The 17,891-nt window shown below is 46.7% G+C and carries 14 protein-coding genes and 2 tRNA genes; 11 read left to right on the top strand and 5 right to left on the bottom strand.

Translation table 11 applies throughout. From position 1 onward, the window contains the following. Positions 1-128: 128 nt before the first annotated feature. A complete protein-coding gene (locus BMY75_RS09255; RefSeq protein ID WP_074833008.1) occupies positions 129-1,178 on the top strand; it encodes a site-specific integrase in 1,050 nt (349 codons plus the stop codon). A 361-nt stretch (positions 1,179-1,539) separates the two neighbouring features. On the opposite strand, the gene BMY75_RS09250 is transcribed toward BMY75_RS09255, so the two are convergent. Both BMY75_RS09250 and BMY75_RS09245 read right to left on the bottom strand, forming a co-directional pair. Continuing rightward, positions 1,540-1,626, bottom strand: a tRNA-Ser gene (locus tag BMY75_RS09250). Between the two features lie 34 nt (positions 1,627-1,660). Next, positions 1,661-1,749, bottom strand: a tRNA-Ser gene (locus BMY75_RS09245). Positions 1,750-2,049: 300 nt separating this feature from the next. On the opposite strand from BMY75_RS09245, the gene BMY75_RS09240 reads away from it, so the two are divergent. From BMY75_RS09240 to BMY75_RS09205, 8 genes are all read left to right on the top strand, one after another. Continuing rightward, positions 2,050-2,976 (top strand): hypothetical protein, encoded by a 927-nt coding sequence (locus BMY75_RS09240; RefSeq protein ID WP_074833006.1) that lies wholly within the window; start codon positions 2,050-2,052, stop codon positions 2,974-2,976. Positions 2,977-3,053: 77 nt separating this feature from the next. Then, positions 3,054-3,452: a PH domain-containing protein gene (locus BMY75_RS09235; RefSeq protein ID WP_074833003.1), complete on the top strand. Its 399-nt coding sequence runs from the start codon at positions 3,054-3,056 to the stop codon at positions 3,450-3,452. Positions 3,453-3,546: 94 nt separating this feature from the next. Then, complete coding sequence (locus BMY75_RS09230; protein ID WP_081350499.1) at positions 3,547-4,611, top strand: FkbM family methyltransferase; 1,065 nt, start codon at positions 3,547-3,549, stop codon at positions 4,609-4,611. Between the two features lie 264 nt (positions 4,612-4,875). Next, positions 4,876-5,601 carry an RsmE family RNA methyltransferase gene (locus BMY75_RS09225; RefSeq protein ID WP_074833001.1) on the top strand — a complete coding sequence of 242 codons (726 nt, stop codon included), beginning with the start codon at positions 4,876-4,878 and terminating at the stop codon, positions 5,599-5,601. A 189-nt stretch (positions 5,602-5,790) separates the two neighbouring features. Continuing rightward, positions 5,791-6,114: a hypothetical protein gene (locus tag BMY75_RS09220; protein WP_074832998.1), complete on the top strand. Its 324-nt coding sequence runs from the start codon at positions 5,791-5,793 to the stop codon at positions 6,112-6,114. A gap of 66 nt (positions 6,115-6,180) precedes the next feature. Next, positions 6,181-6,912 (top strand): glycoside hydrolase family 25 protein, encoded by a 732-nt coding sequence (locus tag BMY75_RS09215; RefSeq protein ID WP_242940213.1) that lies wholly within the window; start codon positions 6,181-6,183, stop codon positions 6,910-6,912. Between the two features lie 183 nt (positions 6,913-7,095). After that, positions 7,096-7,410 (top strand): hypothetical protein, encoded by a 315-nt coding sequence (locus tag BMY75_RS09210; protein WP_074832996.1) that lies wholly within the window; start codon positions 7,096-7,098, stop codon positions 7,408-7,410. Between the two features lie 341 nt (positions 7,411-7,751). After that, complete coding sequence (locus tag BMY75_RS09205) at positions 7,752-8,708, top strand: hypothetical protein (RefSeq protein ID WP_074832993.1); 957 nt, start codon at positions 7,752-7,754, stop codon at positions 8,706-8,708. A 100-nt stretch (positions 8,709-8,808) separates the two neighbouring features. On the opposite strand, the gene BMY75_RS09200 is transcribed toward BMY75_RS09205, so the two are convergent. Then, positions 8,809-10,707 (bottom strand): diguanylate cyclase domain-containing protein, encoded by a 1,899-nt coding sequence (locus BMY75_RS09200; protein WP_074832990.1) that lies wholly within the window; start codon positions 10,705-10,707, stop codon positions 8,809-8,811. 488 nt (positions 10,708-11,195) lie between these two features. Here BMY75_RS09200 and BMY75_RS09195 point away from each other — a divergent pair, with 488 nt between their 5' ends. Further along, a complete protein-coding gene (locus BMY75_RS09195; RefSeq protein WP_074832987.1) occupies positions 11,196-12,644 on the top strand; it encodes an ABC transporter substrate-binding protein in 1,449 nt (482 codons plus the stop codon). Positions 12,645-12,847: 203 nt separating this feature from the next. On the opposite strand, the gene BMY75_RS09190 is transcribed toward BMY75_RS09195, so the two are convergent. Together BMY75_RS09190 and BMY75_RS09185 are read right to left on the bottom strand one after the other, a co-directional pair. Further along, on the bottom strand, positions 12,848-14,686 hold the full coding sequence (locus BMY75_RS09190) for a sialate O-acetylesterase (protein WP_074832983.1): 1,839 nt from the start codon (positions 14,684-14,686) through the stop codon (positions 12,848-12,850). 11 nt (positions 14,687-14,697) lie between these two features. After that, complete coding sequence (locus tag BMY75_RS09185) at positions 14,698-16,647, bottom strand: alpha-glucuronidase (protein WP_074832980.1); 1,950 nt, start codon at positions 16,645-16,647, stop codon at positions 14,698-14,700. A 365-nt stretch (positions 16,648-17,012) separates the two neighbouring features. On the opposite strand from BMY75_RS09185, the gene BMY75_RS09180 reads away from it, so the two are divergent. Beyond that, positions 17,013-17,891: hypothetical protein (locus BMY75_RS09180; RefSeq protein WP_139199765.1), on the top strand; the 879-nt coding region annotated here is incomplete at its 3' end.

The following is a 17,891-nucleotide window of genomic DNA, read 5'->3' as shown; positions in this document are numbered from 1 at the left end:
AGTCGTTTTTGTAACGAAAAGAACATAGTTTCGGAAAGAAATATGCTAGAAAGCATGGGAGATGAGTGGTATAATAATATCAGGACAAACCACATTCTGTTCTCCCGATACAGAAAGGATGGTAATTTATGAAAGCACAAAAGCTTCCATCGGGAAGATTCAGAACACAGGTAATTGTTGGCAAAGATGCCAATGGCAAAAGAATATCCAAGAGTTTTACGGCGGACACCGCATTTGCTTCAGAAAAGATGGCGATGGATTACGTATCAAGGTACGGTGCAGGTCAGGCGATCTATAGGATGACAGTGGCAGGCGCGATCAATCAGTACATAGAATCGCGTACCAACACTGTTTCACCTGTAACGATACAGACTTATAAGATGATTCGCGATACAAGGCTTCAGGCTATTATGGACAGGAAGATAACCGAGCTCAGTGTACCCGATGTGCAGCTTGCGATCAATGTAGATGCGGCGAGACTTTCGGGAAAATCCATATCTGAGGCAGTGAGCCTTTTGCAGGCTGCGCTGACATTTCAGGGTATAGAAACCAATTTCAAAAAGCGGGTAACTTTCCCGAAAAGCAGGCAGAAGAAAAAACTCCTTCCACCACCCGAGATTATAATCCGTACTATCAAGGGAACAAAGTATGAGCTTGCCTGTCTGCTGGCGATGTGGCTCTCACTTCGTATCAGCGAGATCAGGGGATTGCAGTACGGCGATATTTCAAAGGACGGCAAGTGGCTCAGTATCCAAAGGTCGATAGTTTATTCTAACGGAGTGGATCACCACAACGATTTCAACAAGACCGAAGGCAGCACACGAACGGTCAGTCTGCCGAAGGAACTTTATGAAATGATAATGGTACAGCCGCATGACAGTGATACCGACCCTATAGTACCTCATGGCTACAATTGTTTGTACAAGGGATTCCGCAGGCTGATGGCTGCCCAGGGCTACGAGATGAAGTTCCATGATCTGCGTGCGGTATTTGCGACTACACTTAAAGGTCTGCAGATACCTGACGATTACGTTCAGCATTTAGGCGGCTGGAGCAATCCGACCACCATGTACAAGCACTATGTTCAGACGCTGACATCTGAGGAGGAAAAGTATCAGAAGCAGATAGATGAGTACTTCTCAGGAGCGCTTGACACGGGCAGATCTCCACTGCCGTAAAACAATAGTAAAAACAGCATTTAGGCGTGTGATCTTGTGTGACTGTGTGACTGATTTTTGTGACCGGCTTGAAAGAGGCAATACGGAAAACCGCATCTATATCCATTTTTTAGCCAATATTCGACTTTTAAGCCAGATCCAACTTTTAAGCCAAGATCAATCCAATAATCAGTCACACATCAATTCACTCTTAAAAAATATCGCGTGTGATTTTCGTGTGACTGCTGATTGCAGAATAATGCCAAAACAGGCAAAATAGGCGCACCATATTACAAAAAAACTGTCACACGAAGTTCTGTAAAACCAAAAATGAAAAAGAAAAAACCCCGATTTCTCGAGGTTTTACGAAATAAGGATTGTACGCGGATTGAGAGATTTGAACTCTCGCGCCCCTTTCGAGACCTACTCCCTTAGCAGGGGAGCCCCTTCACCACTTGGGTAAATCCGCAAAAGTATATAGGCGCTTTGCCTTGAAAAATAAGTGGCGGACAGGGTGGGATTCGAACCCACGGTACGTTGCCGTATCACCGGTTTTCAAGACCGGCTCCTTAAACCACTCGGACACCTGTCCAAAGTGTCGCATCTCTTAGCGACTTAATTATTTTAGCACATTTTTTTTGATTTGTCAATAGTTTTTTGAAAAAATTATTCCCTTTTTTTCAGAAAAATTGTCATGAGTCAGAATGACCAAAACAAGCTCGATAGATTTGATAAAATTCACATATTAACAAAGAAAAAGAATTATGATATAATTAAATAAATATGTATAGTGACCGACCTATATTTTTTAAATTATCTCAACGGAAGATGTTATTGAGATGAGTAAGAAAATAAATGTCGTTTACTAAGGATTATCCGGGGAGGGGTGCGCTTGAAATTCAGAAGTATAATGTTGACGGCTGTCTTTTCGGCGACACTTCTGTTTGGCGGCTGCGGTCTTTTTGACTTTTCCGATAATGATCAGGATGATGCGGACCATTCGGTATACCAAAAAAATGAAGAAGATAAGAGCTACTATTACCGTTGGGACGGCGAAGAGATAACTTCCGAGACCGCTGAGGAAAACGGCTGTGTTATGAAGGGCGTTTCTAACAGCGGTGAGTGGAGAGATTTTCTGATAGATGTAAGTTCTTCCGACAAAGCTGAGGTTACGGTGTGCAGTGAGGATTCTGTGATGCAGATATCCGAAAGCGGTACGGGGAGCACGGCGCTCATCAGGATAAAGCAGAAGGAAGACGGCGAAGTTGTGGAATCCAGCAGGCTAGTCAGCCCTGTTGAAGTGTGCTGTGTATATAATAATTCCACCAGCGAGATGGAATACTTTCTCAGCGATATTCTGCTGAATGCGATTCCCGCTTCAAATGATCAAGGATTTCATGATATCCCAGCTCCCTGCAAGAATTACAGGGTATCCTCGACGGCGGCGGTCACGTTTCCCTATCAGCGGTATTTTTCCTCGTATACTGAGTTTGAGAACTATTATGATAAATATCATGATGTGATGGGGCTTGACGGTATCAGGAAAGATATGCAGGAATTTGAAGGCAAAGGCGGTTTCAACACCAATGTGGTATTTTTGTACGGCGATCGTTCAGGCGGGGGCGAAGGGTACGAATTTCTGCGGGCTGTTGAATCGGGCGGCGAACTGACGATATACATGAAAAGAAAATACAGCGAGAGTAAAGAAGAAGTATCCAAGTGGCAGCTGACCTGCACTGTTCCGGGACAGTACCTTTCCGACGTATCGCCAGATGCTGTCAGGTGGGTGATATATGATGATGAACCTGCACGAGGATAGAGAGCGGTCGTATATTGACAAAAGTATGTAAATATGGTATATTGTAAATATAATGTTAAGGAATGAGGTGCGTCCTTATGAAAAAAGACGTTTTTGATTATGTATGGACAGATAAGAAGCGTACATTTCTCGGACTTCCCTGGTCGTTTACCAGATATTATCTGACAGAGAGCAAGTTCATCACCAGAACTGGAATTTTCAGCGTTCAGGAAGACGAGCTGGAGCTTTACAGGGTACTGGATAAAAAGCTGGTGCTTACTATGGGCGACAGAATGGTAGGCTGTGGCACTATCGTTATGAATGTGCGTGATGTGGATACCCCTGTCAAGGAGATAAAGTCTGTTAAAAAGCCGCGGGAGGTAATGAAGCTTCTCGACCAGTATATAGATATGAACCGTGACAGATACCGCACAAGGGGCAGAGAGCTCTACGGCGGATTTGACCAGAACGGCATTCCCGAGGACGGCGACGAATAAGGCGGCTTCGGATAAAACTGAATAATGGATAGTGAATAATGAATAACAGGCGACAGCAATTATTCATTATTCATTTTTTATGTGAGGTGTGAAAATGGACTTTGAGGAGCTGGCGGCACTGCCCGAATGTGCTGCACAGATAAAGCGGAGCGGTCTGCCTGTGTACATCTACGGTATGGGCAACGGCGGCGAAAAGGTGCTGAAATGGTGCGCTGACAGGGGCATCAAAGCGGATGGCGTGTTCGCCAGCGATGATTTTGTCAGGGGGCAGAGCTTCTGCGGATATGAAGTGAAACGGCTATCGCAGGTGGAAGAGGAAGTAGGGGAGTTTGTGGTTCTGCTGGCTTTCGGGACTTCTCTGCCTGAGATAATGGCGCGGATAGATGAAATCGGCGCAAAGCATCCGCTATATGCTCCCGATGTTCCCGTGGCAGGGGACAGGGCTTTTGACAGGACGGAGTTTTTCGCTGATATCGCTCGGGCAAAAAAGGTATACGGTATGCTGGCGGACGAACAGTCAAGGCAGGTATTCATGGGGCTGACGGCAAGCAAGATAACGGGAAGGCTGGAGTATCTGAAAGAGATATTCACTGACGGCACGAAGCCATCGCCGCTTCTGGGGCTGAAAAAGGGCGAGATATACTGCGACCTCGGGGCATACAACGGCGATACCGTTTTGCAGACAGTGAAAGCCACAGGCGGCTGTAAAAAAATATACGCTCTCGAACCCGAGAAGCGCAATTTTCAGAAGTGTGTAAGAAATTGTACAGATATCGATGACATAGAATTCATTAATGCGGCGGCGTGGTCTCATGATACAGTGATGGGATTCGACGGCGGTGCAGGCAGACAGGCTCGGCTTGACGGTGACGGCAGGGGACTTATCGCGGCAAGAAGCCTTGACAGCGTGCTTGGCGGTCGGGAGTGTACCTATATAAAGTATGACGTTGAGGGTGCGGATATCCCAGCGCTGAAAGGCTCGGAGAAGACTATCATGAAATATCACCCGAAGCTGTGCTGTGCGCTGTATCACCGTTGCTATGACTACATCGACATCCCCCTGGCGGTGAATGAGATATACGGCGGATATTCATTCTATATGCGGCAGGAGAGCTACTATCCCGCCTGGGAAACGGAGCTTATCTGTGTGTCGAAGTGATGGGTACCCCATAAAAAGAAAAAACACCCACAGATTTTGTGGGTGAAAACAAATAAAAAATTATAGGGGAGAAGTCGGCAGATTGATCTGCCAACTATGTATATATGCAGGCTTGGGGTAAAAGCCAACATACCGAAACATAAGCCGTCGGAACTATCCGACAGTTAATAATATACTGCTAAATTGTGTTTGTATTGTGAAAACAATTTGTGTTAAGCATGAAAGATAGTAAAAATTTTACTTATTTCACGGTGGAGGTAAAAAATGCCTAGATTTTTTGTGAGCAAAGAGGATATAAACGGAGAGCACGCGGTCATAAACGGCGCGGACGCTGTGCATATCGGGCGGAGTCTGCGTATGCGCCTCGGGGACGAGCTGACTGTATGCTGTGAGGGCAAGGATTATACTTGCAGGCTGGATTCGGTATCGGACGAACAGTGCGGGCTGACGGTGCTGAGTGTCAGCGAGGGCAACGGCGAACCATCGGTGAGGGTAACACTTTATCAGGCCATGCCGAAATCGGATAAACTGGAGCTTATAGTACAGAAAGCGGTGGAGCTTGGTGCGGCTGAGGTGGTGCCTGTGCTGACTTCAAGGTGTGTATCCCGACCCGATGAGAAAAGTTTCCGCAAAAAGAGGGAGCGCCTGAACAAGATCGCTCTTGAAGCCGCAAAGCAGTGCGGGCGCAGCATAGTGCCGACGGTAGGGGAGCTTATATCGGCAGATGAATGCGCAAAGCGTCTCGGTGAGCACGAGCTGGGGCTGATATGCTACGAAAAGGGCGGTGCTCCGCTGTCGGAGACGGTATCTGCGGATTGCCGCGATATCGGCATATTCATCGGCAGTGAGGGCGGATTCGATGAAGCGGAAGTGGAGAAATGCCGCGCTGAGGGCGCAAAGGTAATCGGTATGGGACCCAGGATAATGCGCTGTGAGACTGCTCCCCTTGCGGCTCTCGCGGTAGTTATGAGCCTTACGGGGAACATCTGACTGATATTTTATAGAGAGCAGGAAAGCACGGCTTCGGCTGTGCTTTTTTATGTGTACAAAAAAACTCCCTTGTGTGCTAAGATCGTGCTGAAATCTCATCTGTACAAAAAAAGTTACCACAAATCGAAAACTATGTGCTATACTATATTCACGCCAAAGGGAAAATGGCGTGGAAAGGAAGTTAGAAAAATGGTACTTATAGGAACACTGATAGTTTTGGTCATAAACGAATATTCCTCGGGAGAGGGCTGGTACAAGGGGGTGATAAAGGGTCTGATGGGAGCAGCGGGGCTGATCTGGGCGGCAACTGTCTCGCCTGCGCGGACTTTTGTGATATGCATGATGGTGCTGTGCGCTCTTGTGGCTGTCGAACTGGCACGCATCGATGACAAGAGAAAGTCAGCTGCGGAAAGGCTGAAAGTCCTCGATGAGCGGGCAGAAGAGAGAAAGGCACGCAATGCCCGCAGAGGTCTGCATATTACAAAGCGCACCCGCAGGAGCAGGGCGGCTTGACAAATGGGGTCTTCCATGTTATACTAAGCACTGTTGCGTTAAAATGTAGCATGGAGGAATGTGGATTTGAGATCAAATAAAATGAAGCACGCTTTTGCCGTACTGTTTTTGCTTTTTGCGGCACTGGCGGTGTTTGCGGCTCTTTTGTGGTTCAGGGTGATAAAGATAAATCACCCCAAGGGGCTGAAAGGTGCGGATATATCGTCCTATCAGGGGCAGACGGACTGGGCTGAGCTGTCGAAGCACATGGATTTTGTATTCGTAAAGGCGACAGAGGGCAGCGGTTCGACGGATGATATGTTCGTGGAAAATTTCACAGGGGCGAAAGAAGCAGGACTTGTGACGGGGGCATATCATTTTTTCAGCTTTGACAGTTCGGGAAGCACTCAGGCGGAAAATTTCATAAACGCTCTTGAAAGCACGGGGCAGACCGATGGTATGCTGCCGCCTGTGATCGATGTGGAGCTTTACGGGGAATACACCGATTCTCCGAAGCCTGCGGATGAAGCTGTGCCTGAGATAAAGGCTATGATCTCCGCGATAGAGGAAAAGTACGGCACAAAGCCCATAATCTATACGACATTAAAGACACGCTTTCGTTACAAAGAAGCATTTGATGGCTGTATGCTCTGGGAGCGCAACGTGTTTTTCAGACCCTTGCATAATGACTGGACGTTCTGGCAGTACAGCGACAGTGAAAAGTTTGACGGCTATGATGGTGATGAAGAATTCATTGATATGAACGTGTTCAGCGGCAGTATGGAAGACCTGGAGTCGATCACGCTAAAAAGCCAATAATAGGGTTTATTTGAGGTTTGGTTGATATCCCATGTAAAAAACGCTCCGCAAAATTTGAATAAAATGACGAAAAATATTTTTTGTTAGCTTACGTCGCTTGATTTTTTGAACAAAGTGTGGTATAATATCAGTAATCTGAATTTTGATTTAGAGAGATAATTTTTTAGAAATGGAGTGTTCAAAATGGGAAATATTTTTAAGGCATTACTCGCAATTGGCGTAGTTGCAGGCGGCGCTGCTGCTGTTATGGCATATAAGAAGCGCAAGGAGCTTGAGGATTACGATTACGAGGATCTTGATGACGATTTCGATGACTGCATCGATGACACCACACCCGAAGAGGATCTTGACAAGGTCGAAGAGCCTGTTGAGGACATAGATCTGGCTGATAAGGTCGGCGAGGCTGCTGAGGATCTGGCTGAAAAGGCAGAGGAAGCAGTTGAAGACCTGGCAGACAAGGCTGAGGAATTCAAGGATTCTCTGACTGACGACGAGTAATATAATACCGATAATACGGGCTGTGCAATTTTGCGCAGCCCTTTTTATGTCCTCGGGCGGACGGCTCGGTTCGTTACGGGCTTGGAAAGGTTTGTATCATCCGGCGGGTGGTTCGATTTGTTACGTACATTGAGAAGTTGTGCTGGGCATCGGTCGTAGCGAGTGGTATAGGTTGGTATAGGGTCGAATCTTTTCGTACAAATACGTATGCCGGAAATTGTTTACCCGTGTCTTTACTTTTGCTGTAAAACATGATATAATGTTATTCAAACAGAATGCCGTACCACCTTTAGAGCGGAGTGCGGGAAAATTTCCCATATTAAAGATGAAAGGAAATTATTATGAGAGTACGATTCCATTTGCCGGATTTTGCCGGTCATTTCAGATTCAATATTATCTTTGCGGAGATGCTGAAACGATGTCCCGAGTATTTCCGTGAGGGTGTGGAGATAGCTTCCGTATACGGCTGTTTTCCGCCGTCGCTTTGGAATGGCGGACGTATGTGTGGCGGTTACTGCGACAAGGATTACGTAAAGACGGTCATCGGTGCTTTTAACGACAGAGGTATCCCTCTCAGGTTTACTTTTACAAATCCCATGATAGAGAAAAAACATCTCAGCGATGATTTCTGTAACATGGTGATGAATCTTGCGAACAACGGTCTGAACGAAGCTATAGTTTTTTCGCCGATACTTGAAGAATACATCAGAAAGCAGTACCCTAAATACAAGCTGACAAGCTCCACCTGCAAGCGTATAACCGACCCCGAGGCTATGTATGCGGAAGTCGAAAAGGATTATCATATAGTTGTCATCGACTATGACCTCAACAATAAATTCGATATACTTGAAAAGATACCCGATAAGGATAAGTGCGAGATACTTGTGAATGCCTGTTGTGACCCCGGCTGTAAAAGACGTTCCGAGCATTACAGATTCATCGGATTACAGCAGATAGATTTTGCTAACCACGTAAAGAAGCATCCTGCCAACACCTATTCTACCGATGCGCTTTATCAGAAATACCCCGAAGCAAAGCAGTTCTCAAAATGTCCCAGCGTAAACAGGACTATTTTTGATATCCAGGATCTCAGCACCCATGTTACTCCCGATGATATCTGGAACAAATATGTTCCCATGGGATTCAGCCAGTTCAAGATAGAGGGCAGGACTTATGAGACCCTCAATCTGCTGGAACATTATATGTATTACATGATAAAGCCCGAATGCAAGGATATCGCAAGATTCACTTTCCTCAGACAGCTTCGCGCCAACGGTGTGCTGAAGCTTGACGAATAAAGCGGGGATAGCTTTGTCTGTAAAAACAGAAGCTTAGTCATGAAAAAAGGCAGTGCTGCACTATCGTGCGGTACTGCCTTTCAGTATTTTCAACTGATCCTTATGTACGGCGTGTGCGCTTTTGTTGTTTTTCGGCGTACATTCGCTCGTCTGCTATGCGGATAAGTTCCTCTACGTTGTAATTCGGGGTTATCTCATGGATGCAGGCGCCGAAGCTGGCATCGATATTATAGGGCTTATCGGAAGCGGCGTTCAGTTCGGAGATCAGGAAATATATCTGTTTTCTGAAAGTGTGCACCATATCTTCTGTGCATTCGGAAACGAATACGTAAAACTCGTCACCGCCTGTTCTTCCCGCTATGGCTTTGCCTTTGAAAACTTCACCGATGATATCAGCAAGATTCTTTATGGCGATATCGCCCTCGGCATGGCCGAAGCGGTCGTTTATATGTTTCAGTCCGTCCATATCTATCACCATGGCACAGGCGGTACTGTCCTTGCGCATACTCCGTGAAGCTTCAGCTGAGCGAAGCTCGAAACCGCGGCGGTTGTAAAGCCCTGTAAGACCGTCCCTGACACTGGTATCCTCCAGATTTTTTATCAGTTCATGGATATTATTGCTCCTTAGCAGTGATTCCATAGCCACGGCGAGAGTTGCTATCCATACGTAGTAGAACTCGTTGAAAGCTCCTGTGCCTGTCATGGAGACAGAGCTGTATCCGAAGCATCTGTCACCGCAGTGCATACTTGTTATATAGACTATCCTGGGTTCGTTAACTGATTCTGTGGGCAGAAATTCATCGGTAGTTATGACCTTGCGTTCGATGCCCTTGTAGTCACCCTTTCTGTCAACAAGAATTGAGGGATAAGCTTTTTGGGTGGGGGCATTCATGCCCTTTTCAAGCGAAGTTTTTCCGTTCTCATCGACATAAGTCATAACGCAGAAACTTCTGTAACCTCCGAAATTAACGGCATAATCGGCAAATGACCTTTCAAGTTCGGATATGCTTTCGACTATATTCATTTTAAGGGTAGCGCCAATAATATCACTGAGATAATAATGCATTGTTCTGGAAAAATCGGCGTAGTCGTTCAGCCTTTCTATCTCTACATTAGGATCGGCTCTGGTGCAGCCGCATGAATCTCCGAGGATAAGTTCGGGTTCTATATAAGAGGTCTCGGGGGACTTATTCCCTTTCAGGATATTATCAATTAGCGTAACAGCCTGTTTTGCGATATCATCACGCCTGTGGTCAACGGTTGTCAGTCTCGGGATATACTCCTGACCTTCTTCGGCTCCGTCAAAGCCTGTTATGAGAACGTCCTCCGGTATGCGCAGACCTTTATTTTTTAATTCTTTACAAAGTGCCATAGCCATATAGTCATTGGCGCATACGATAGCTTCGGGAAGTTCTTTTCCTTCGCCTGCAAAAAACTCTGCTGCTTCTTTGGCTTTGTTATACCAGAAATCACCTTCAAATATGCCTTCGCCTTCTTCGGGAAGCCCCAGAGCTTTCATGGTCGCTTTGAAAGCGTGATATCTTTTTACACCGTCCTTATGCCACATGGGACCTGACATGAATCCGATCCTGCGGCAGCCGTGATGATCGTACAGATGTCTCACGATAAGATCGATACCTGCATCGTCGTCGAAGCAAAGGTTGTAAAAACCTTCCATGAAACTTGAAACGCTTACTACGGGACAAGTCGCTTTTTCTTTGATCTTGGCAACAAGTGTATCGACCAGACCTTCTATGGCTATGGACTCCTCATCGAAAATTATACCGCTGAACTGGCTGAAAGGGATGACATCTACGAGCTTATATTCATAATCGGAGTAATCCGTATGTTTACTTCCTACAATGCCATAGAAATTATAGAAGACAACATTGTAACCTTTTTCGATCGCAGCTTGATTGACCGCTTCGCAAAAAAATCTGCGGTAGCCCAATGTGACCTGACAGGTAAATATAGCTATGCTTTTTCTGCTGTTTATCATGATATCATCTCCGTTGCGTGTGTTCGTTTTGTACATATATTGGACACAAGTAGTATTATACTATCAAAATTATAACATTGTTAAATCGTAAAGTCAATAATATAATTTGCTAAAACAGAAAATATCTATGCGATATTTGCCAAAAAAATCAAACAATAAATAAAAAATATCACCAATTCAGACAACCATAGCAATAAATGGTCGGCGTAGAGCAATTATTGATAAGATATTTTGAGGTTAAAATTATATAATAAATAACGTAAATACGAGTTCCTGTGCTGGTTGGGTAGCAAGTTTAACTGGAACTTTGGTTTAAATAACTACTTTATTCTTGCGAGTTATTCGGCAATTTTAACGAAAATGTTGAGCAATAAATGTTACAATAGCGAATTGACTTTGAATGAACAAACTGTTAAAATAATACTTGCATAGTAGAGTGGCAGGCGTCACAAAATTATGACGCTTTATTTCCAAGGAGGGTATTTTATATGAAAACTACAAAGAAATTACTGACTGGTCTTTTTGCTTTGACAGTATGTGTTGGCTTCGCATCATGCGGCAGCGGTGATAAGGACAAAGGCGACAAGAAGTCAGCTTCTACAATTGAGATGAAAGAAGAGGACAAGCAGGCTATACAGGATGCTGCAGCAGACCTCGATAAGACCGAACTTGAGAACAAGAACGTAAAGTTCCTCTCACACTGGGATATCAACCCCGGCGATGGTCAGGTAGTACCTCCCGATATACAGATGTTCAGAGATACCTATGATGGTACTTTTGAGTATGTACAGACAACATGGGACGATCGTTACACCGATTTGGCTAAATACGTAATGTCCGGTGATTCCCCTGACTTCTTCTCCGCAATGGATATGGACGGCTTCCCAAAGGGTGCTATCAAGGGAATGTTTGAACCGATCGATCCGTATATAGACCTCAACAGTGATCTGTGGGCACCTGCAAAGGCTACCTGCGATGCATTCGTATTCAAGGGTGATCACTATGTAGCAGGTATACAGTCTTATCCTCAGTATGTCTGCATCTATAATACCCATACAATAGAGGAGAACGGTCTGGACGATCCCGCTGAACTGTACTGGAAAGATGAGTGGACATGGTCCAAGTTTACCGAGATGTGTACAGAGTTCACCGATCAGGAGAACGAAAAGGTCGGTCTGGATGGCTGGTGGTATGCAGCTGCTCTGAACGATACCTGCGGTGTACCTCTTATCAGTCTTGAAAACGGCAAGCTCGTTAATAATATGGAGAATCCTCAGGTAGCAAAGGTACAGGAACTGATGTACAATCTGGGCAAGAACGAAGTATTCTTCGACAGAGCTTCCAACAACTGGTCTATCAGAGGCGACGGCACAACAGGTCTCGGCGTTGGTACTTACCTGACACTGTTCTATCCCTGCGGTCTGTGGGGCATCGAGGGTGCACCTCAGGACGTTACCGCATTCGGTGATGTTGAGGCAGGCGAGATCATGTTCGTACCTATGCCCAGAATGGACGATGGCGATACTTACTACGTAACTTCCAGAGTTGACGGTTATCTGCTCTGTAAGAATGCTCCTAACCCCAAGGGCTTTGCAGCATACATGAACTGCCGTATGGCTACACTGAGCAAGGCTAATGAGATCGGTGTAAATCAGCTGAAGAACGACTACAAGTGGAACGATGATATGATCAAGATGAGAGAAGAAGTTATCAAGCTCTGTAATGATCATCCTCTGTATGACTTCCAGGAAGGCGTTTCCGAAGAGCTGAAGAACAAGATGCAGGACGTTAGACAGGCTACCGTTCTTACAGGCGGCGGAGCTTCCACATGGACTCAGAACGTTGAGGAGAACAAGGCTACCGTTGACTACCTGCTGAAGGAAGCTAACGATAACATTGATACCGGCGCAGCTGCAACAGAAGAAGCAGCTGAATAATAAAGCTTTCCCGATATAACGCATTGATCGTGTGCAAGCAATTGATGCGAAAAATATCCTTCATTTTTACCCTACAGGAAGACCGAGGCTTTGCCTCGGTTTTTCTGCTTTATGGGAAATGTTGATTGGGCGAGTGGGTGGTTTTTACGCAAATAGAAAGAGCGTGGATGATTATCCACGCTCTGATTTTATGTTATTGCCATTTATATCGCAGCTTCAAATGTTGGCACCAGTCTGCCGCTGATACCCTCAGCTGCGGGCCTGTCTGCATCGGGGAGCCATGCATAGCGGATCTTATCTGCGTTATCAGCTGTGAAGTCCAGCAGCAGTCCTCCGCGGTTTTCCTTGACGTTAACAGACTTCCAACCCTCTGGGGTATGCACCTCGAAGTACTTTGTATCCTTATCGGTGAGCGTAACGTCCTCACGGAAACCTACCATTATGCCGTCGGATGTGCGGCGTATCATTGTGGGGCTGACAGGCAGAGGATCGCCTTTGCCGTAGATAAGGCGCATTACGCAGTCGCACAGTGCAGCGCCTACGCTTTCTTTGTCTATGGGGTGGAGGTCGTTGTTTTCGCCCATTCCCAGAGTTACTGCCATTGTTGTATCGGGGATATTGCAGCATTCAAGCTGTTTCTGGCGTATCTTCACCCAGCCTTCGCCGCCGGGAGTCCAGTTTGGCAGCTGAACCGATACTACGGGTATCTTATAGCCGCAGCGTTCTCTGTAGTACTCAACAAAGCGTCTGAAAAGTCCATCATAGATATCTGCGTTGCTGCAGTTGGTCTCGCCCTGATATATAAGCATACCCTTGAAAGGCAGTCTGTAGGCGGGAGCTGTCATGTAGGCGTAAACAGCCAGTTCCTTTGAGGGCAGGAATTCCACCGTGCCGCGGAGAGGGGCTTTTACTGCGGGCATGAAATCCCACTCGCCTTCAAGATCGATAACGGTATTGCCAAGCTTTACACAGAAGCGCTTGCCCTCGGTGAATCCGCCGAAGCCGTTGTTGATATCAAGGCGCACAGCTACGCGGTTGGTGCCGTGTTTGAGTATCTTAGCGGGGATATCGTAATATCTGGGAGGATAAAGGTAAGTCGTTTCGCCTACCTTTACGCCGTTGATGTAGGATATATCCGCATCTACCAGAGTACCCAATATCAGCATAGCATCGCTGAGATCTGCGTTTGCGGGTATATCGAACTCTTTCCAGAACCATATGCGTCCGCAGAAGCCGTTCATATCGGGGAGATCGTTGACCATGAAAGGAACGGTGCATTTTTGGCTGTCGGCGGGGTATTTTCCGCTGACGATATCTTTGCCTATCTTATCGCGGCTTTCAACATAAGCCGACCATTCTTTCTCGATCTTTTCACCCTCAGCAAGAGTTTTTTCCATGTAGCCGTCGGCTGTGACGGTATCGGTGACAGGGTCAAGTTCGCGGAACTCACGGCAGACCTCGGCGGGTATACGACCCTCGATAGCCGAGCCGCCTGCTGATGTATTAACAAGACCGATGGGTACACCTATCTCGGCGAATAGCTTCTTTGCGAAGTGGTAGCCTGCGGCGCTCATATTAAGCTCAGTGTCATCGCAGGCGCGAATCCAGCTTCCGCCTGTGAAAGTTCCTGCTTCCTTGCCTGCTTCAAAGCTCAGGGCAATAGGTACGCGGTATTCGCGGATAAGCTCTTCCTCAGGCACGGGAACATCGCCCTTGAACGGATCGTAGGTGCGGTTGAGGGGCAGCTCCATATTCGACTGTCCCGTGATGTGGAAAACATCACCGAAAAGGACATCGCTTATGACCTGCATAACGTTGCCGCAGCGTATCTTTATGGTGTAGGGCAGACAGTCTGCATTGCCTTCGGGGACAGCTATGCGCCATCTGCCGTCAGCGGCTATGCGCGAACGTCCGCATATCTTGTCATCTCGTTCAAGGGTGAGGGTCATTTCGCCCTCGCCGTCGCCTGTTATGAAATTCTCGACACCTCTCTGGAGTATCATTCCGTCTGAAAAGATGTCATCTGCCTTAAAAACGCTCATATTCTTTACTCCTAATATATCTCTCGTCCGTTTTCGTCGTCAATGCCCGAAAGTCTGTGGAAGAAGCAGTTGATTATATCCCGCCATTCCTTAGCGCATCTCAGCTGCTCGGCAAAGCGTTCACAGCCATTTTTGAATGTGCGGTCATCTATCCTGCCTTTAAGCCCCTGCCATAGTTCAGCGAAATGCTCAGCCTTGGCGTAGCCCTCGAAGTGGGTATCGTATATATGCTGTATCACGGTCTTTCCGCTGTGCAGCCTTTGAGTGTAGGGCACACGGTGGAAAAACAGCAGGAGTTCATCGGGGCATTTGCTGATATCGCCGTAGACCTCTGCAAGGGCTGGAGCGTACTGTTCGCTGTAACCCGAGCCCGAAGCGCTTCTGTCAACGCCAACGGCATCTCTGTCAGCTCGGTTGTATGTGCCCCATCTGTCGAACTCATAACCCCAGGGAGACGGACCGTAATGGTCATTCGGGTGACACATCCAGCCTATGCCCAGGGGGACGGTGTAATCTTCATAAGCCTGTTTTGAACCGAGAAGTATCTCCTTGACTGCCGCGGTGACTTTCTCATCATCACCGAAGGTCAGTCTTGTCCATTCTTCAGCTAACTCGTCACAGGTCAGGTTCTCATCGAAGAGAAGTCTGCCGTAGCCGTAGAGGTTGGCGGCGGCAAGTTCACTGCCTGTCCAGCAATAGCTGTCGCCTGTATTTGCCACGGCGGCAACTCCGCAAACTATCCTGTTTACGCGGTCATCGGGGAGATCGTGGCAGGTGTGATGTTCCATTATTTCCTTGATCATGGGAATCAGCCAGCAAACGTGTTTCTGCTGACCAGTGTACTCCTGTGCAAGCTGGAACTCTATTATCATATTTGTATTTTTCATGGCGCCGAAAAGCGGGTGTACAGGTTCGCGGATCTGGAAATCCACAGGACCATTTTTAGCCTGAAGATACACATTATCATCGAACTGACCGTCCAGACCGATGAAGTTATCGTAGCTGGCGCAAGCCCTGTCGGTCTTCTTGTCGCGCCAGTCCTGAGTGCAGTTATACACGAAACAGCGCCAGATAACTATACCGCCGTAGGGCTTTATCGCCCTTGCCAGCATATTTGCGCCGTCAGCATGAGTTCTGCCGTAAGCCATCGGTCCCGGTTCACCCTCGGAATCGGCTTTTACAAGGAAGCCGCCGAGATTCTTTATCTTGCCGAAGACCAGCGCACAGGTGGTGTTCCACCATTCGATGACGTTTTCATCCAGCGGGTCGGCAGTGTCAAGTCCGCATAAAGTTTTTGGTGCGGCAAAATCGGGGCATATAAAAAGCTTTATGCCATATCTCGCGAAAAGTTCGCCCAGGTTTGCCAGACTTTCGGCAAACTCTATGGAAAGCAGAAGCTTCGCTTTGCGGCGTACATTCACGTTATTTATGACAACGCCGTTTATGCCGATGGAAGCCATCAGCCTTGCGTACATGACGGTACGCTCGTTAATTTCAAGTTCCTCGTTGATAAAGAAAAAAGACTTGCCCGAATATCCGCGTTCGATATCACCGTCGGCTTCGTCCCAGTGGTTCAGCATACGTATGGGCTGAGAGGGCTTGCTGTGAGCAGTAAAGCTGTAGAATTTTCCTGCAAGGGCAGTCTGTCTTAAAAATGCAAAAACGCCGTACAGCAGACCTGTTTCACTGCCTGCACATATCTCTGTGATGTTGGCGGATGCCGCGATATCGTATTCTTCCTCGGCTAGTTCGGGGTGTATAGTCAGCACGATGAGGTATGAATCGTCATCGAATACCTCGGATCTCCAAACTACTATCGCATCGGGCACCATGGAAGCCATAGCGATCTGTAATTCTTCAAAGGCAGCAGAATCCTTCAGCGAATGGTCACAGCTTATTATCACTCTGCGGCGCGTATCCGCCAGCTTTCTGTAATCAAGCCATAATTTTGAAAAATCCATGTTCCTTGACCTCCGTAACTTGCCGTAAATACTATGTTTAACCCTATTATATTTCAAATACAGCGCCCAAGCAATCCAATTATTGCGAACTTTCCGTCATAAATTGATAACATATATATAATGTCCGAGGGGGTCACGGAATGTGCATTGTTCAAAAGCACGAGATGCTGTGGGAATAGGCTATTTTGCCCAGTTTGGGCAGGCTTGGAAATGATAATATTACACGAGATATTTTAAATAATAATATTGAAAAATAGCGCCGGATATGTTATAATATAATATTGGAAAACATAGTTATTTACGGATGCAGGAAAGCATCCGGTCGGGTGGAAAAAAACAGGAAATATCGAAATGGAGGTATTCAAATGAAAAGAGTGCTGGCGGGCATCTTGGCTGTCACGATGACTTTTTCGGGGGCAGTTCTGCCGGGTGAACAGCTGTGGAAAGGTGCGGGGGTAATAAGCGCATCTGCTGAGAACTGGAGTTCGTCGAGGAGCCTTTCATCTGACATGACCGTATCAGGATCACTGCAAACAAACAGCGATATCATACTCAATGGCTGTACTCTGACTGTAGAAGGTGATCTGTATATGACTGCGGGCATGCTGGATATCGGTACGGGTAAGCTGGTAGTAAACGGAAATCTGTACATAGGTAAGGAGAATGCAACTTCCAAAGCATATATAAGAATGCAGAGTTCGTCGGGATCCATAACTGTCACAGGTGACCTTATCTGGAACGTTGATTCAAGTATGACGAACACGGTGGGCAGGAGCGGCTGGTATACCTACGACCTTATCACCGCAGGTACGATAAATGTTGGAGGCAATGTTTGTGATTGTATCTCTTCTGCTGATAATCACAATGCCTTTGCTATGATGGGTACCTCTGTTCTGAATTTCAACGGCACAGGAAATCAGACCCTCAAATGTTCATATCAGGGAGAGATGGCTAAGATCACAGTTACAAATAACAGAACCATCGGTATGGAGGGGTATTTCTATTCCACTACTCCGCTGGCATCAAATCTGAACATCGTGACCCGGAATGGTCTGAAAATCGTCAGAATGGTCATGGGCGGAAAGACGGTAAGTATCACCGGTGATGTGACACAGTTTGAAAGGAATATCGAGCTGGGCGGAGGAACGCTGAATATTACAGGTAATTTCACTGCTCAGGGCGGCTCGACAAAGCTGGGCGGAGGAAAGCTGAATGTCAACGGAGATTACAGGATAGCCAAAGTC

The sequence above is a fragment of the Hominimerdicola alba genome, from assembly GCF_900109655.1.
Lineage (GTDB): Bacteria > Bacillota > Clostridia > Oscillospirales > Ruminococcaceae > Hominimerdicola > Hominimerdicola alba_B.
Note: the sequence above shows the minus strand (reverse complement) of the source record. Positions and strands in the feature narration are given on the sequence as shown.

Bases quoted from the DNA above. Each gene is read 5' to 3' on its own strand.
- BMY75_RS09255 (WP_074833008.1), top strand. From the start codon at position 129: ATGAAAGCACAAAAGCTTCCATCGGGAAGATTCAGAACACAGGTAATT.
- BMY75_RS09235 (WP_074833003.1), top strand. From the start codon at position 3,054: ATGAAAAAAGACGTTTTTGATTATGTATGGACAGATAAGAAGCGTACA.
- BMY75_RS09230 (WP_081350499.1), top strand. From the start codon at position 3,547: ATGGACTTTGAGGAGCTGGCGGCACTGCCCGAATGTGCTGCACAGATA.
- BMY75_RS09225 (WP_074833001.1), top strand. From the start codon at position 4,876: ATGCCTAGATTTTTTGTGAGCAAAGAGGATATAAACGGAGAGCACGCG.
- BMY75_RS09220 (WP_074832998.1), top strand. From the start codon at position 5,791: ATGGTACTTATAGGAACACTGATAGTTTTGGTCATAAACGAATATTCC.
- BMY75_RS09210 (WP_074832996.1), top strand. From the start codon at position 7,096: ATGGGAAATATTTTTAAGGCATTACTCGCAATTGGCGTAGTTGCAGGC.
- BMY75_RS09205 (WP_074832993.1), top strand. From the start codon at position 7,752: ATGAGAGTACGATTCCATTTGCCGGATTTTGCCGGTCATTTCAGATTC.
- BMY75_RS09200 (WP_074832990.1), bottom strand. From the start codon at position 10,707: ATGATAAACAGCAGAAAAAGCATAGCTATATTTACCTGTCAGGTCACA.
- BMY75_RS09195 (WP_074832987.1), top strand. From the start codon at position 11,196: ATGAAAACTACAAAGAAATTACTGACTGGTCTTTTTGCTTTGACAGTA.
- BMY75_RS09190 (WP_074832983.1), bottom strand. From the start codon at position 14,686: ATGAGCGTTTTTAAGGCAGATGACATCTTTTCAGACGGAATGATACTC.
- BMY75_RS09185 (WP_074832980.1), bottom strand. From the start codon at position 16,647: ATGGATTTTTCAAAATTATGGCTTGATTACAGAAAGCTGGCGGATACG.